Below are 14,555 nucleotides of genomic sequence, written 5' to 3'. Positions count from 1 at the left end.
GGGGCCCTGCTCGGACCTATAAAGTCCTTCTACAGCGAGAAGGGTAACCTAGAACTGAAGAGCGACAGAAGCCGCGATCTTGTTGTCCGAGAACGACGAGGCCTTCGCAGCGCCGGAAGATTCCTGCTTGAGGTAGGTGTAGGTCAGGAACAGACCGACATTACGGTTCAGCAGGTAGGTGCCCGTGGCGTTGAAGCCCGTGCGCTTGTCGTCCCGATCGATGATCGCGTAGCTGTCCTTGCCATAGGTGGCCGAGGCCGAGAGCATGACATTGCGCATCAGTTCATGATCGATGCCGACCGAGGCGCTGTTGGCGATATAGCCCGGCGAATTCGACGCCACCGAGTCCTCGATGGAGCGCGAAGCGGCGACATTCAGCGTGGTCAGTTCAGTGGGGAACCACTCGACGCGACCCTTGGCGTTGAAGCCGTCCAGATCAGCATAGTTGTCGTAGGTCTGTTCCATGTAGCCGGCTTCGACTTCACCGCGGATGGATTGCGACAGATCGAAGTTGGCGCCGACGGTGGCGACATAACCCTCGGAATCGCGCGCACGGTTAGCGGCGATGGCGGGGACGCCCGGCGAAGCCAGACGGCCCAGGGTGTCGACGTCGTATTCCTTGGTGTTGCCGACCAGCGAGGCGAAGATCGCCGTATCGGGGCTGAGGGCGTATTCGGCCTTGCCGCCGTAGTAGAACTCATCGCGATCGCGGGTGTTCTGATTGAACGCGCGGCCCTGGTCGTCATAGTCGAACTTCTTGGCGTCCAGCTTGCCGGTCAGGCGAAGGCGGTTGAATTCCTTCACAGCGGTCAGGTTTTCCGACCACAGGTAGTATTCGACTGGCTTTGCCGTCGCGCCAGCCGGCGTACCGGCGGTGATCGCCGAGCGGGGCTCGACCAGGTTCTGCCATTGGGCCGACGCGGAGATGTAGGTCCCACGCTCGACGTCGAGGCGACCGTTCAGGCCGAGGGTGTATTCCTCGCTGTTTTCGGCGTCGAAGTCCGAATAGCGGTTCACCGAAGCCGAGGCGAAAGCGCCAAGGGCGTTACGCGACCAGTTCGAGCGCGCCGCCACTTCCGGCTTGACCTTCCAGATGACGTCGGATTGCTCGCCCGTCGCAACGGCGTAGATGTTGTCGTCGTTCACGGCCTCAACCGTCACGCGCGGATACAGCGTGAAACCGCCCGCCTTAACGCCAACGGCTTCATAGTCGGGACGGGGGCGCTGACGAACACTGGTGTTCTTGTCGCGCTTGAAGTTCGAACCCAGATCCTGGGCCACGGAAACGGCGGGAACCGCCGCCATGAGCGCGGCCGCTACGGCCGCTGTCGTCAGAATTCGCATATCGTATATCCCCACCTCAAGGCGCCTCAAAACGCCCGTCAGATCCAAACACAAACAAAGAGCAAAGAGGGCGAGCCTGGCTCGCCCTCTCCTCTAACTTAACCGCAATAGGCGGCGACGACGCCCGCGCAAGGATCGAAGGCCGGCGGCAAGGGAGCCGGAGCCGCGCCTGCGTCGGCGCCCGTTGGAGCCGCCGCTGCGCTCACTGCGGTCGCCAGGTTGCTCAGGACGCTTACGGCCTGAGCATTGGTCGTTGTTGACGCCGTGCTTTGCACCGCCGATGCGACAACGGCAGCATTGGTCGCCATTGCCTGGCCCATTGCGGGGGAAACAGACGCTGCCGCTGCCACCGCGACCGACGCGCTGATCTGGCCGTCCGCGACGGCGGAAACCAGAGCGGCCTGGATGACGGCAGGTGACTCACCCGAAGCCGCAAGAGCCGCAGACACGGCAGCCTGGATCGCGGCGAGCTTGGCCGCCGGAGAAAGCCGGGCGAAGCCGGGCGCCTTGGCCGCCGCCTCGGCCGCCGCCTTGATGGCGGCTTGCGTGACTTGGGCTGGCGTCTGCGGTGCCGCAGGGGCGGCGGGGGCGGCGGGGGTTTGAGCCCAAACTGAACCACCCATCGAGCCGGCGGTGATCGCCAGGCCCAGCACAATGGCGCTCGTGAGACGCGTTGACATGGCGACCTTCCAAAAAAATCGATTAAGAGTTCGGAAACCTATACTGCAAGAGCGAACAGCGCTCCAGCAACTTTTTGCAAGTCTAGGGCGAGACAGCCAAAGATGCGTGCATCTGCAGCCAGCCAGCCATTTTTTTGAGCGAAAATCAGCACTTCCGGCTACATCGTCAGCGAAACACGAAGACTCCGCTGTGCGAAACCGCACAACAAGAAGCTCAACTCGTCCGATTATTCACGCATCAGGCGAGATCCGGGAGCCTCGCGAATATTATCGGACGCCCGAGCGGCATAATTACCACAGATTTAGTGACCTGCCGGGGGACTCGAGCAGAGTCACGGCCGGCGACGCTTGAGTTGCCGCAGGGCCCGCAGCAGGGGGCGCTCAATGCTGGGCCAGATCAGAAGGGCAACGAAGCCCAGGATGACAGTTGCGGCCAACAGCACGAGATCAACCCCTTATTGCGGTCCGGTTAACAGTCTTTCGTGACAATTAACCATGCGCTCAAGCCTGACCACGAAAGAGTCGCGACGTCTCAACGCAACGCACATGCAGCACGCAGTTCAGGGGCCTTTGCGGCGCGCATTGGGCGTTTCACAACCAACGCCATAGCCCGCACCGGCCGGCGGGAGGCGAAAATGGTGCCGCTTAGGTGACTCGAACATTTTTCAACGCTTGAGGCTTGAAATCCCAACAAAACAAGGGATATCAGGCCTGTCTAGTCACACAAGAACACCCCTCTATGGTCACACAGACAGGCAGATGGCTTCGCGATCCGGGCACCCCTGCGGGACTGGTGCGCGAAAGCCGGTCAGGCACCTACTACCTTCGCCGCAACTTCTCAATGGGCGGGGGCGCGGCCCGGCAGGTCCTGCGATCCCTGAAGACCAAGGACAAGGCCGAGGCCTTACGGCGCTTCGCGCTCGAAACCGGCGACATCCAGAGGCAGATCGAACAGGAGCGGCGTGACGACCAGGGACAGCGCCGGGGAGCCCGCCTGACGCCCGAAGAGGTTGCCCGTCATTGGCGAGATCGCCTTGCAACTCCGGACCCTACGGCGGAGGTCGCATTCGATGCCGAGATCGAGGCGCGCCTGGGCGATCCTGTCGGCGTCACCCGCGACGAGCATGGAGAGGAAGAGCCCGTCTATGCGCCGGAACGCGAGGCAGAGGTGTTCCGCATCGCCGGGCTCGTCAGCGGCCGGGTGGTGCCGGTCGCCTTCCATTTCGACGCCTTTATAAAGAGTCAGGGCGGCTCTCTACGCTACGTGGCGCGCTTCAAGAGGGCGACCGCCCTTCTCGCAGAGTGGCTGGCTAATCGGGACGAGACCGACAACGTCGTCGCCGTCAGCGAGAAGACGGTCAGCGATTTCGGGGACTACCTAGTATCGCGCAAGCTCGCACCCAAGACCGTGCAGAGCCTACTGGCGGTGCTGGCGATCTACTGGAAATGGCTCAAGGTCCAGGGCGTGGTTCGGGACGGGCACGTCTGGGCCGCCTTCAAACGTCCTAGGGACGAGGGAGAAGAGCCGCGCCCTTTTACGGACGAGGAGCTAAAAAAGCTCCTCAACGGCCCAGCCAACCGAACACTGGCTGACTTGATGAGGATCGCCGCGCTGACAGGTATGCGCCTCAACGAAATCGCTGGACTGACGGTCGCCGATTGCGTGGACGGCACCCTGCGTGTGCTCCGGGGTAAGACCAAGGCAAGCCGCCGCACCGTCCCCCTCCACACAGACCTAGTCGGAATCATCAGCGAGCGCACCGTGGGGAAGCCGCCGACAGACTTTCTCTTCGACGAGATGAAAGCGCCTCCCAGCCGAGGGCCGCGCGGTCGGGGCGACAAGACAGGCGAACGGTTTACCGCCTACCGTCGCAAGCTAGGGGTCGATGATCGACCCGACGACCAGACGCAAAGCCTAGTCAACTTTCACTCCTTCAGGCGCTGGTTCGCTACAGCAGCGGAGCAGGCTGGCCAACCGCCGCACATTATATCCGCCGTGGTCGGCCATAAGCTTGCCCGCAGCAGCATGACCCTTGGAGTCTATTCAGGTGGCCCCTCGCTCGAACAGATGCGGCAGGTAGTAGAGAGCGTCAGGTTGCCTCGGTAGGCCGCGCTCTACGCCGCCGCACTTCCCTTCGGGGCATGCCCAGGATGGAAAAAGCGCACAACAATGAACCCCATTCCGACGATCTGTAGGAAGTTCTCGACCACAATCAGCGGCACAAGCCACTTGTGCGACGTGAAATCCAGCCAACCACGGCCGATGGCCAGCGTCAGCGCCATGTGAAAAACTATAAAGGCGGAGATCCAAGTGATAATCACAACCGACCAAAGCCCGCGAAGCTTGAAAAACGCTGCGCGCCCTTCGATCTCGACCCGCTCGGCATCAGCGGCCATACGAGCCGCATTCAGTTCCGGGTCTGTGTCAGACTGAAACTGAATGCCTGCTTTGATGCGCTCGCGATCAGATGCCAAATTCTGATTTCAGCCGATTTTTGATCACGGGAGCGGAAACCAGAAATAGATCAGACATTTGCTGAACGTTGGCGATTTTGTAGTACCGTTTCAGCAAGTTTTTCGGGACCAGGAGATGGGCAGCAAACATGTCCGCTTCCCGCTCCTTTGGGTCCTTAAAACGCTCCGTATCGTCTCGACGCAGAACCTTATAGTCGTTTGACTTCGCCCACTCGAGATGAAGAACCCGGTGCCCAAGCTCATGGGCAACCGTGAAAGTCTGACGACGAGGATATTCCTCACTGTTTACGTAAATGCCGTCTTCCGCCGGATCGTAAAAGCCAGACACGGCGGCGTCAGCGTCCGCAAAGCGCGCAAAGACGACCGAAACGCCTAAGTCGTTTGCGATCCGAACAGGATCGATTGGCGGCTCGTCGTATCCAAAGTCATTAAGAAGCTTTAGCGCTTCTTCTTGAGCCCGCTTGAAGTCGGGTCGAACAGCTTGATCAAGCATAAGCATCACCCTCCTTGGCTAATGCTGACTCCAAAAGCCGCACGGAAACGTTTTCCGGCGGCTATGGGTAAATTATACAGAACTAAACGAGAAAACATAGATCAGTGGTTAAAATTATTATCCTTTTGAATCAATGCATTAGCTTGAGTCGTGGATAATAAATTGTTAACAAACTGAGCAATCCCTGTGGATTCGAGCGCATTCTCACTTGACGAACGGCCGATTCGCTGAGTGGCAATTGCGCACCGATTCCGCCGCTGTTGAGCGGCCCGCCGGGACTAGGTGGTGCCTACTCGCCCAGTCCTCAATATCTCCATACCGATACCGTACCTCTCCCAAGTAGGCAGTGACAGCGGGACCCGTGCCGCGCCTCCTGCGATCCCGAAGCGACCTCAAGCCGACCCCGAGCAACTCCGCAGCGTGCTCTTCGCTCACCGTGTCCACCAACTCGCTCGGTAAGGGGACGCCAAGCTCCGCCCCGTCGTCCATGACTTCGTTCGCCGCGTCATCCAGCGCCCACCGGCCATAGGTGGTCCGAGCCGCCCGGCCCTGCTGGACGAGGCTCGGCGGGTTCCCGTTGTTCGATTTCCGCATATCGTCTCCAAACAGAAGGCCCCCGCCAGCGGGATTGCTGACGAGGGACAGTTCGCCGCGTCGCGGCTTAAAATCTGGGGCTGGTTCTCGGTGCCCAGAGAACTGGCCACGGATGAGGCCAAGGGGAACCAGGCGTGCAAGGGGGTTCTCGGTTCTCGACCTAGTAGAAGACGAGAACCGAGAACCGACCTCCTACGAGGAGAGACTTACGTCCTCCCCGAGTGCCCGCCGCCCGCTAGATGTCGTCGTCAGATGCCCCCGGTAGCTCGGAGTCCGTCCCTCCGGCCGCCTTGAAGAACGCATCCGCCTCCGACTTGGGCAGCACGCCGGTCGCAGCCGCGAGCTTGAACTGCCTGCTCATCCACGACTTGGCTGGCGGGCTTCCCTTGGTAGGCCAGAGGTGGTCCGGGAGCCCGCTGCGAACCTCCGCCTGGGTGGCGTACTGGCCGGTCCGCACCAGCGCCGCAATGGCTTCCAGCACCGCCGCTTCCGGTGTGCTCACGGTCCACCGCATGCCGCCTCCGGTGTCCTCCAACCGCATTTCGCGGTCTGCGACAGCCGGGCCGCGCCGTCCCCGGTACTTGGTCCACGTCAGCTTGAACCGTGCCGACCCCGATGGATCAAGTAGTCCCGCGCCCTTCTCCCGAGTCAGCCCGATGATCACCTCGAAGGTCGTGGCCAGCATCGAACTGCCCCGGAAGTCCGTCCCAGCCTTGTTGGAGTGGTGGACGGCGATCACCGCCACCCTCGCCTGCTTGAGCTTGGCCAGAAGCTTGACCAGCTTCTGTGTCTCGGCCGCCCCGTTCTCATCGTCGATGGTGGCGAGGGTCGAGAGGTTGTCGAGGATGACGATGTCGGGGTGGAAGCTCCTGATCTTTTCGACCACGAGATGTTGCTTGGCGTCGTCCCCCAGGTCGAGGAACTCCGCGTCCGCGTGCTGTCCGTGGCGGGCCAGGATGTGGAGGTTGGCGCGTGCGGCGTCGAGATCCAGTCCCTCAACCGCCCCAAGAAGACCCTGAAGCCGGTCCTTCAGGTCATCCTCGGGCATCTCGCCGTCGACCATGAGCACACGGCGGGGACGAGACGACTTCCAGCCCATGACTTCCCCGCCCCCTGCCATCGCCAGCGCGAGCGTCAGGGTGAAGAGCGTCTTGCCTACGCCCGGTGCTGCCCAGACCATGGCGCTTTCCTGCTCCCGCAGCCACGGGTCCAAGAGGTGCTCCCGGCGGGGCATGTCAGCGTCGAGGAGGTTGCCCAGCGACCGGGCGCGCAGCTGCGGGCGGACGCTCAAAGCGACACCTGCTGTTCGGCGCGGGCCTTGATCCCGTGTTCCTTGAGGTGCTTGTGCCTCGGCACGAGCCTAAGGTTCCTGCGGGTCAGATTGAGGCGGTCGCCGTCTTCATGGCGGACAACCTCGCGAGGCCCGGCGCGCATGATCAGGCGGGCGACTTGGCGCAGGGTCGGTTCGCCTGGTAGGCCCTTGGTCCGCACATATAGAAGCCGATGGCCGTTCGAGTTGACGAACCACGCCTTGCCGTAGCCGTCGGCCTGAAGGCGTTGAAGGTCAGCCAGATCGAGCTTAGCGAAGCGGCCCGTCAGGTTGCCTAGTGGGACGAGCGCGGTGGTGCCGTCCTCCAGCACGGTGACGGCGGGTTGGACGTTGGTCTTGATGGTCATGGATAGGTCCTGAAACGCGAAAGGCCCCCGCAGCGCGAAGCTGGCGAGGGCCTTTTCGATGGGATGGTGCCCGTTGGGCGGTGGTCAGTGTTGAGGTGGTCTAGTGGTTGGGCTTGGGTTCGGCCGGGAACGAGGCGCGCGGTCCATAGAGCCTGACGTGGTCGCCTCGGAGCGCCACGCGGGCAACGGCGCGGGCCTCTGAGAGGTGTGCGAGGTTCCCGCCCGGCTGTGCGTCAGGCACGGCGGCGGGGTGGCGGGTCGCAATCACCACGCCCTTGTTGACGAGGCGGTCGCCCATGTCGCGCAGGTGGACCGCCTTTCGGTCCTGATGGCTCCACTGGGCGTCTTCGAGAGTCCACGGCTGACCGGCGAACCAGTCGACGATGGCGTAGGCGATCTCGGCCTCGGTTACCCGGCGGCGGTGGACGGTGTTGAACGGGCCCCTGTTGCCGCGCGATTGCGGTACGTTCTGGCTTGGGAGTAGGTGAGCAGCTTGCATTGGACTCATGGGTTTCCGTCCCCGGCGAAATGGCCGTGGATGGGGCAGTTGATGACGATGGTGGAGAGTTGTTCGTGCGGTCTTGTGGCAGCCGCGAGTTTGCTGGTGCGACGCCAGCGTCGTGCTACTCGGCGGGCGTGCCGGACTACAAGGCGGAGGTGTTCACGATCCAGTTCCAGGCAGTATGCAGCGCCTTGCGCTCGCGGACGTAGCGCTGGAACGCCTCGCCGCGCTCGCTCTTGTCCTCGGCGGCCAAGAACTCCGCATCTAGGCGGTCGAGGTGCGACTCGAAGGAGTAGCCGCCGGTTTTACGGATCGTCGGGAGGATGTCCCGGCACAGGATGTCGAGGACGTTGTCGGGCATGTTCTTCATGGTGGGGTTCCGTACACAGAGGTGAAAAGTAGGGCAGGCCGAACGCTCGTCGCGAGACGACAGCGTGGCCTTGGGGCATCGCCTCCGTAGCCCCCGTCGCATCGCCACGGCCAGGACCGGGAGACAGCAGCGGGAGCCCCAGAGGCGACCGGAGGTGGACGCCGGGCGACCTGGGGACAGGATCGACGGCGGGAGCGGCGGTGCTGGGCTCCAAGGGGAAGTGTTTTCAGCCCGCCCGTCGGCGAAGCTCGGAGGAGAAAAGTTCTTCCCGAGCGAGACGGGCGGAGTGCCTGTTCTTCCAAGGATGGGGAGTAATTCGCGACTTCGCGGGAGCGGGCATATTTTTTCGCGAAGCGCCAGTATTGGCGTGGCTACGAGCAATTTCCTTCCGAGCACCAGATGGGGTCCAGGGGACCCCGATGGGCGGTTTTTGTCGCCACGCCAACTCGCGTAGTTATAGGGGTGCCGCGCACAACCACTTAAGAGGCTTCTGCCGTGCCGAGTCTTGCCAATGCCCTCCGCCACCTTGCTGACGACTATGGGCGAGGCGTCGCCATTGCCGCCGCTTTAGCCGGTGCGGCCATAGGCGCGGCCCTAGCGTCCTTTGTGCTGGTCTATGTCGGGCACTCCGCCTTCTCCGCCGTCACGCGCCTTGCTGGCCTGGCGTCGCCCGGTGACGCCCCCCGGTGGGTTACCGTGACCGTTGGCGTGGCCTTGTGGCTTCCCTTGGTCGGCCGTTGGTTGACCTATAGCGGGCGGTGAGGCTGGCGCATGGCGTCACCCCGTGACGTCCATCGTCAGCGGCATGGCTTCCCGGTTGTCGGCCTGGGCCGTCGCGCGGGCGCTCTCGTTGAGCAGATAGCCGCCGGTCTTGCGGATGGACGGGAGGACGGTGCCGTTCACCCAATCTTGGAAGACTCGGGCCTCGGGTTTGTCCGAGCGCTGGACCAGGGCATATAGTCCGGCCTCCGACACCAGGGTCAGGGCTGGCACGCGATCCGTGAACAGGGCGTTGACTGGATTAAGCGGGTTAGGTGAGTCCCCTCGCCGGACCACCAGCACATTCGAGCGGCCGAGCTTGGCGATGTGGTTGGTCGTGTTCTTCGTTGAAAGGCCCAGAGCTGAGACCACGTCGCGAGCCACGAACCATGGCTCGCCGTCGATCCGGGTGGTCCTGATGCTGACCGGCTCGTCTCGTCCGGCGGGCTGGAAGGTGAAGGTCTCGAGCTAAGTGCCCTCTTCCGACTCCTCCGCCTCTTGTTCCGCCTCATCCACCTTCTCCTCTAGGGCTTCAGCATACGCCTCGCAGCCCTCGCGGAATGACTCGCTGTTCCCGCCGCACTCCCCTGCGTCTGTGACCTCATTGTCCTGCGCCCATTGGAACCCGGCCTCGTGCCCCGAGCAATCCTCGGTGCAGCCATAGGGCTCCCCAGCGTCGGCGTAGGTGGTGCCTTCGAGATCGGCTTGTGCGTCTTCGCGCGCCGCGCTCGCGTCGAACTCTTGATAGGTCGTCTCAGCGGCAGCCTCTGGCGACGAACCACCGCAGGCGGCGAGACCCATCGAAACTATGAGCAGCGGTATCAGGCCAATCGCCTGCATGTCCTCTCCAGTCCAGCAGCACCCCTAGGGGTGACCCCCGCGAGAGCCGCCTCCGGGGATCATGACGATCTGTTGGGACCCCGCATCCGCTGGGATTGGACCGCAATGGGAGCCTGAGCGGAGGCGTGCGCCCGGTCAAGCTCCCGAGACCGCCCCAGCTTCCGCCCCGTCCCTGATCCGGTAGACACTCGCCCGGCCGATCTTCAGCGTCTTGGCGATCTCGGAAGGATTGGCCCCCGCAGCGAGCATAGCCCGGACCTCATCCACAGGGACGCTGGGCTTGCGCCCCTTGTAGACGCCTGCGGCCTTGGCCTTGGCGATACCCTCCGCCTGACGCTCGCGGCGGAGTGCTGTCTCGAATTGAGCGAAAACTCCGAGCATCTGGAAGAACGCGGTCCCTGCCGCCGTCGAGGTGTCGATAGGCTGCTCCGTCGCCCTCAGGCTCGCCCCCTTCGCTTTCACCGCCTGGGCGATCTGCTCAAGGTCCAGTACCGAGCGGGCCAGTCGGTCAATGCGGGTCACCACCAGCGTGTCGCCGGGGCGGAGGAAGGCCAGCACTGTCTCCAGTTCCTCGCGGCCGTCCGTGGTTGTGCCGCTGCGCTTCTCCGCGCGGATGACCTCGCACCCAGCGGCCCGCAGCGCGGCCTCCTGAATGGCGCAGTCCTGATCTTCGGTGCTGACTCGGGCGTAGCCGATGGTCGTCATGGTCGGGCGATCCTGTCCAATAGGGTCTAAACCTTGATGGATAGACTGTCCGAAATTCCGATGTCAACCCTATCGGACACGCAAGCGGCGTCTCATCGCCTCGTCCGCAGGGGTATACCTAAGTGAGAAAATTCAGAGCACAGCCCGCGCTGAATGTTTTCATCATTCAGCGTCCGTCCACAGGCGCGAACACAACGCGACCACGCGCCACTAGAAGCGGGGCCACGATTCGGCGATCCTTGGAGCTGTTCTCTCGTCCCCGTCCTCGACCTGCGAACATCGCGGCGACCAAGACCCTCCCGGCCTAGGAAACTGAGGGGTCTTGGTCGCATAACCCAGCCTGCTTGGGCTGGACCTCCCCGGACGATATAGCCGGGCGGGTCTATGTTCAATCGGGCACTGCAGAAGGAGCCTCGCCATCGAGCGAGACCAGCAGACCCCGGCCAAACCGCCCCGGCATCAATGGCGGAATTTCGCGATCTGCATCATCGCCCACGTCCTGTTAGGCCATGATGTCCCGATCACCGTCACCGTCCAGTCACCGCTTGTGGTGGTGACGCTCTAACCGGCGAGGCCTCAGGGGAAACCTTGGGGCCTCCTCCGCCACTCCCGGCCCATCGCCCCAGGAACGCCCCGTGCGGCCTCAAGTGACCGGGGGTTTAGCCCAGGAAGGCGTGCCTTGCTGCCTCCCTACCGGAAGCACCCCCTATGGGGGGAATGTCCCGCGCGCACGCTCTAACAAGGGGCTTCGGGTATCTGACCCCGAAACCATCCGATCAACAGTTGTACGCACCAGAGCGCAGCCTAAGGTCTCCCCATGAACTATGACGTTTCCGCTCGCGCTTACCTTTCCCGCGCGAGAGATGCCTTGTTAAGCGATGACCCGCGCGCGCTGTTCTACGCCGCGTTGGAACTCCGCTGCTGCATCGAGACCCGCCAAGAAGATTACGCTTCTGCTCTGGTTGCGCTGAAAGGACAGAAGATCAAGCCGCACAAAATAGGCGATACCGGACAGCGTCTCCGACAAAAGTCGATAACTGACTGGATCGCCCACCTTCGGTACGACTTCGGCGAAGGCGTAGTCGTCGATACGTTCCATACGCCCGTCACTGACGCCCTTGTCGACTTCGGGGAGAAATTCCTGGGGCGGCTCCTCCACTGTCAGCGGAAGTTCAAGCCACCCGCCGATGTGTGGTGGCATGAGACACGGGAGCGCGTTGTAGAAGGTTACCGACTGGCGTGGGTGGCTTGCCAAGGCAACAGCTTGGTCCCCCCGCTATATAACGGCACTACCGGGGCGGTGCATCCTCAGCACTTGGAACAAACCCCAGCGACACAGCCGTTCTTCGACCGAATGCCGCTAAAAGGTCAGCACTTAGGCGTCCGGGTGAGTTACCTGGACACTGTACCGGCTGACTGGGTCTGTGACCTTTAGTCGAACCGCATCACAGACAGCGCCCTTCTTGAGGGCCTCGGCGTGGTCACACAGAAATATAGCCGCGAAGTCACACAGGCGAGCTTTCAAACTCCAAGATCACTCTGATTTTATTGATCTTTTCAGCCCGAAGGGAGGGTGGTGCCGCTTAGGTGACTCGAACACCTGACCCCATCATTACGAATGATGTGCTCTACCAGCTGAGCTAAAGCGGCCCACAGCGCGTTGGAGACGAGGCCCCGGCGCGAGGAGGCGACTATTTAGCGGCGCGCGGGCCGCTTGCCAAGCGTCTACGTGAGACTGTGTTGCGACGCGGCGCCGGACCCTCGCCGGAAGGCTCGGAAAGCGGCGTGACGTCGAAGACGCCAGGATCGTCCGGGATCGGCATCAGAGGACCGCCGATCTCGGCCGCGCGGACGAACGGCGTCGATTCCACATAGGCCGAAGGCAGTTCGGGCAGGTCGCTCATGGTCCGTTCACGGCGTTCGTGGCGCGGATGAATCAACTCGCCCGTCTCGGCGAAGCTGACGGCCAGACGGGCCCAGTCCTCGCGGCCATAGGCGAAAGCGCGACCTTCAGGGTCGAGATCGGACCAGTCCGGCTCCTGCGGCGCAGCGCGGCCCCGGGCAATCCAGGCCCGCGCCTCGTCGGCCTCACCATTGGCGAAGGCGACACGGGCCATCAGGCCGGCGAAGCGCGCCGTCGGGGCTTCGTCGTCGAGCAGGCGGGCTGCGGCGCGAGCGGCGACGGGATCGCCGCCCACCAGGCCGCTCTCGACCCGCAGGATGCGGCTCTCTCGGGCTTCGGGCTTCATCGCAGCCAGGGCGGCCAGACGCCCGGCCCGGACCTTGGGCGTCTCGCTGGTCTTCAGGTCGCGATAGGCGAGCCAAAGGGCGGGGTGTGGCGCGCTCTTCCAGGCCGTTTCGATCAGTTGCCCGGCCTTGGCGACCTTGCCATCGGCGGTCAGAAGGCGAGCCGCCATCACCGCGCCTGGCGCGAAGTCAGGCTTGAGCTTGACGGCCTGGAGCGCGAAATCGAGCGCCTGGCTCCGCTTGCGCGGATCGTCAGAGCCTTCGAGGCTGGCGGCAGAGGCGGCCAGAAGGGCGGCGCGCGCCCGCTCGGCGACAACGGGCGGCACGATCTTGCGGTCCAGGGCAGCCTGGGCCAGATCGAGCGCCGACGCCCAGTCGCCCGCCTCGAGCCGGGATTCCAGCAGAGCCCGCCAGGCCCAGCGCGCGGTGCGGGCCAGGCCGAAGGCGGTTTCGGCGTGGCGCACGGCGGTCAATCTGTCGCCCTCGGCCAGGGCGGTCTGCATCAGGCCGCGCAGGCCGGCCAGCCGCATCTCCGGGAAGCCCAGCATGGCGTTATAGGCGGCCTTGGCGGCCACGTGGTCACCGGCGGCCTCGGCCGCCTGGGCGGCCAGCACGCGAACCAAGGCGGGCGTGTCCTCGGCGAGGTCCGCCGCCTTCTGCGCCAGCCTCCGGGCCTCGGAGCCGTCGCCCGCGGCCACGGCGAGAAAGCCGCGCGACAGGGCCTCGACGCCCTGCTGACGCTTGCTTTCGGCGCGGGCGCGCGACGCGCGACGCGGGGCCTCGACCACCCAGATCAGGCCGCGCCACAGAATGGTGGCCAGCAGCGCGGAAAACAGGGTGAGGAGCGCGGCGGCGGCGGCGGTCATCTCGACCCGCCAGCCCATCCAGTCGAGATGGGCGCGGCCGGGTTCACCCATCAGGGCCAGACTCGCGACGGCGACCGCCGCCACCAGGAACAGGATGAAGGACGCGCGGATCATGGCGCGGCCCGCGAAACCTGGGCCAGGGCGGCCAGGGCGTCGGCGCGAATTGCCGCCACGTGGCGATCGACCTCGACGCGGCGCTCGGCCGAAGCCAACCAGGGGGCCAGGACCAGGAGCGCCGGATCGGGAAGCGCGTCCAGCGTCCGGATCGCGCTCTCGACATCACCCTCATCCAGCAGCCGCTGGGCGCGCGCCAGCTTGGCGTCGGGCGTCGTTCCGCCCGTCGAACTGACCTGACGGATCGAGACAATGCCGGCCAGGGCGTAGCGGATTCGCGCCAGCAGGCCGGCGTCCTGGCCCGGATCACGGGCGGCGGTCGCGGCGCGGCCGGCGAGGGTTTCGAATTCTGCGGCGAGACCGGCTCGGGTCGGGGCGCCCGTCTGGGCCAGGCGCGACAGGGCCCGCAGGTCGGGCGACATCGGCAACACCCGCCCAAGACTGGCCAGTTCCTGGTCGAACGGACCCGAGGTCTGGGCCGCGTCCGCCAGAGAGGCGGCGGCCAGCGAAGCGGCGGCGGCGTCCAGGACGCCCTTCTGGCCGGCTTCCAGGGCGGCAAGGCGGGCCTCGAGGCGCTCGATCTCTACGGCGGAGCCCGCCAGGGCCGGCGCGGCGGCCTCGACCGGAAGCGGCGAGCCGACCGGCAAGCGCGCGGACGGCGGCGTCGCGCTGGGCGTGGCCTGGATCTGGCTGTCGCTGGAACCTTTCACGGGAAACCAGGTCGGCCCGTACCGGGTGACCAGGGCGCCCAGGATCACGCAGGACACGCATAGGGCGATCATCGCCCAGAAGCCTGCGCCCAGCAGCGGGCGGCGGCGGGCGTACAGCGCGGGATCGCTGGGCGTGACGATTTCAGCGGGATCTGGAGCGGCGTTCATATCCCATTCGT

General features: G+C 64.3%; 15 protein-coding genes and 1 tRNA gene. 1 reads left to right on the top strand and 15 read right to left on the bottom strand.

The features are described 5' to 3' along the window. Nucleotides 1–48 precede the first annotated feature (48 nt). Nucleotides 49–1,344 (bottom strand): outer membrane beta-barrel protein, encoded by a 1,296-nt coding sequence (locus ACW176_RS06475; RefSeq protein ID WP_492111332.1) that lies wholly within the window; start codon nucleotides 1,342–1,344, stop codon nucleotides 49–51. Nucleotides 1,345–1,442: 98 nt separating this feature from the next. Then, nucleotides 1,443–2,024: a hypothetical protein gene (locus tag ACW176_RS06470; protein ID WP_492111331.1), complete on the bottom strand. Its 582-nt coding sequence runs from the start codon at nucleotides 2,022–2,024 to the stop codon at nucleotides 1,443–1,445. A 739-nt stretch (nucleotides 2,025–2,763) separates the two neighbouring features. Between ACW176_RS06470 and ACW176_RS06465 the strand changes: the two genes are divergently transcribed. Continuing rightward, entirely contained in the window at nucleotides 2,764–4,131 is a 1,368-nt protein-coding gene (locus tag ACW176_RS06465; RefSeq protein ID WP_492111330.1) for a site-specific integrase, read from the top strand. An 8-nt stretch (nucleotides 4,132–4,139) separates the two neighbouring features. Here ACW176_RS06465 and ACW176_RS06460 read toward each other — a convergent pair whose 3' ends face one another. The 13 genes from ACW176_RS06460 to ACW176_RS06400 form a co-directional block, all read right to left on the bottom strand. After that, complete coding sequence (locus ACW176_RS06460; RefSeq protein ID WP_492111329.1) at nucleotides 4,140–4,499, bottom strand: hypothetical protein; 360 nt, start codon at nucleotides 4,497–4,499, stop codon at nucleotides 4,140–4,142. Then, nucleotides 4,489–4,992 (bottom strand): ImmA/IrrE family metallo-endopeptidase, encoded by a 504-nt coding sequence (locus tag ACW176_RS06455; protein WP_492111328.1) that lies wholly within the window; start codon nucleotides 4,990–4,992, stop codon nucleotides 4,489–4,491. The genes ACW176_RS06460 and ACW176_RS06455 overlap by 11 nt, the downstream gene beginning before the upstream one ends. Nucleotides 4,993–5,821: 829 nt before the next feature. Continuing rightward, nucleotides 5,822–6,877: an AAA family ATPase gene (locus ACW176_RS06450; protein WP_492111327.1), complete on the bottom strand. Its 1,056-nt coding sequence runs from the start codon at nucleotides 6,875–6,877 to the stop codon at nucleotides 5,822–5,824. After that, nucleotides 6,874–7,263: a hypothetical protein gene (locus ACW176_RS06445; RefSeq protein ID WP_492111326.1), complete on the bottom strand. Its 390-nt coding sequence runs from the start codon at nucleotides 7,261–7,263 to the stop codon at nucleotides 6,874–6,876. Before ACW176_RS06445 ends, ACW176_RS06450 begins: the two co-directional genes overlap by 4 nt. 100 nt (nucleotides 7,264–7,363) lie before the next feature. Further along, nucleotides 7,364–7,771: a hypothetical protein gene (locus ACW176_RS06440; RefSeq protein ID WP_492111325.1), complete on the bottom strand. Its 408-nt coding sequence runs from the start codon at nucleotides 7,769–7,771 to the stop codon at nucleotides 7,364–7,366. A gap of 136 nt (nucleotides 7,772–7,907) precedes the next feature. Then, nucleotides 7,908–8,135 (bottom strand): hypothetical protein, encoded by a 228-nt coding sequence (locus tag ACW176_RS06435; protein ID WP_492111324.1) that lies wholly within the window; start codon nucleotides 8,133–8,135, stop codon nucleotides 7,908–7,910. 777 nt (nucleotides 8,136–8,912) lie between these two features. Beyond that, entirely contained in the window at nucleotides 8,913–9,314 is a 402-nt protein-coding gene (locus ACW176_RS06430) for a BRO-N domain-containing protein (protein WP_492111887.1), read from the bottom strand. A 48-nt stretch (nucleotides 9,315–9,362) separates the two neighbouring features. Beyond that, on the bottom strand, nucleotides 9,363–9,734 hold the full coding sequence (locus ACW176_RS06425) for a hypothetical protein (protein ID WP_492111323.1): 372 nt from the start codon (nucleotides 9,732–9,734) through the stop codon (nucleotides 9,363–9,365). Nucleotides 9,735–9,869: 135 nt separating this feature from the next. After that, nucleotides 9,870–10,439: a recombinase family protein gene (locus ACW176_RS06420; protein WP_492111322.1), complete on the bottom strand. Its 570-nt coding sequence runs from the start codon at nucleotides 10,437–10,439 to the stop codon at nucleotides 9,870–9,872. 871 nt (nucleotides 10,440–11,310) lie between these two features. Next, a complete protein-coding gene (locus ACW176_RS06415) occupies nucleotides 11,311–11,640 on the bottom strand; it encodes a hypothetical protein (RefSeq protein WP_492111321.1) in 330 nt (109 codons plus the stop codon). Nucleotides 11,641–12,013: 373 nt separating this feature from the next. Then, a tRNA-Thr gene (locus ACW176_RS06410) sits at nucleotides 12,014–12,089 on the bottom strand. A gap of 41 nt (nucleotides 12,090–12,130) precedes the next feature. Beyond that, the gene (locus ACW176_RS06405; RefSeq protein WP_492111320.1) at nucleotides 12,131–13,666 is read right to left on the bottom strand and encodes a heme biosynthesis protein HemY; all 1,536 of its coding nucleotides are present in this window, start codon (nucleotides 13,664–13,666) and stop codon (nucleotides 12,131–12,133) included. Next, on the bottom strand, nucleotides 13,663–14,544 hold the full coding sequence (locus ACW176_RS06400; RefSeq protein ID WP_492111319.1) for a COG4223 family protein: 882 nt from the start codon (nucleotides 14,542–14,544) through the stop codon (nucleotides 13,663–13,665). The genes ACW176_RS06405 and ACW176_RS06400 overlap by 4 nt, the downstream gene beginning before the upstream one ends. Between the last annotated feature and the right edge of the window lie 11 nt (nucleotides 14,545–14,555).

It is taken from the genome of Caulobacter sp. FV1ye13L, assembly GCF_058681155.1.
Note: the sequence above shows the minus strand (reverse complement) of the source record. Positions and strands in the feature narration are given on the sequence as shown.

What these genes read in the sequence shown, in the direction of transcription:
- ACW176_RS06470 (WP_492111331.1), bottom strand. Translation starts at nt 2,024, where the DNA reads ATGTCAACGCGTCTCACGAGCGCCATTGTGCTGGGCCTGGCGATCACC.
- ACW176_RS06405 (WP_492111320.1), bottom strand. Translation starts at nt 13,666, where the DNA reads ATGATCCGCGCGTCCTTCATCCTGTTCCTGGTGGCGGCGGTCGCCGTC.
- ACW176_RS06455 (WP_492111328.1), bottom strand. Translation starts at nt 4,992, where the DNA reads ATGCTTGATCAAGCTGTTCGACCCGACTTCAAGCGGGCTCAAGAAGAA.
- ACW176_RS06420 (WP_492111322.1), bottom strand. Translation starts at nt 10,439, where the DNA reads ATGACGACCATCGGCTACGCCCGAGTCAGCACCGAAGATCAGGACTGC.
- ACW176_RS06400 (WP_492111319.1), bottom strand. Translation starts at nt 14,544, where the DNA reads ATGAACGCCGCTCCAGATCCCGCTGAAATCGTCACGCCCAGCGATCCC.
- ACW176_RS06425 (WP_492111323.1), bottom strand. Translation starts at nt 9,734, where the DNA reads ATGCAGGCGATTGGCCTGATACCGCTGCTCATAGTTTCGATGGGTCTC.
- ACW176_RS06415 (WP_492111321.1), bottom strand. Translation starts at nt 11,640, where the DNA reads ATGCCACCACACATCGGCGGGTGGCTTGAACTTCCGCTGACAGTGGAG.
- ACW176_RS06440 (WP_492111325.1), bottom strand. Translation starts at nt 7,771, where the DNA reads ATGAGTCCAATGCAAGCTGCTCACCTACTCCCAAGCCAGAACGTACCG.
- ACW176_RS06435 (WP_492111324.1), bottom strand. Translation starts at nt 8,135, where the DNA reads ATGAAGAACATGCCCGACAACGTCCTCGACATCCTGTGCCGGGACATC.
- ACW176_RS06445 (WP_492111326.1), bottom strand. Translation starts at nt 7,263, where the DNA reads ATGACCATCAAGACCAACGTCCAACCCGCCGTCACCGTGCTGGAGGAC.
- ACW176_RS06475 (WP_492111332.1), bottom strand. Translation starts at nt 1,344, where the DNA reads ATGCGAATTCTGACGACAGCGGCCGTAGCGGCCGCGCTCATGGCGGCG.
- ACW176_RS06465 (WP_492111330.1), top strand. Translation starts at nt 2,764, where the DNA reads ATGGTCACACAGACAGGCAGATGGCTTCGCGATCCGGGCACCCCTGCG.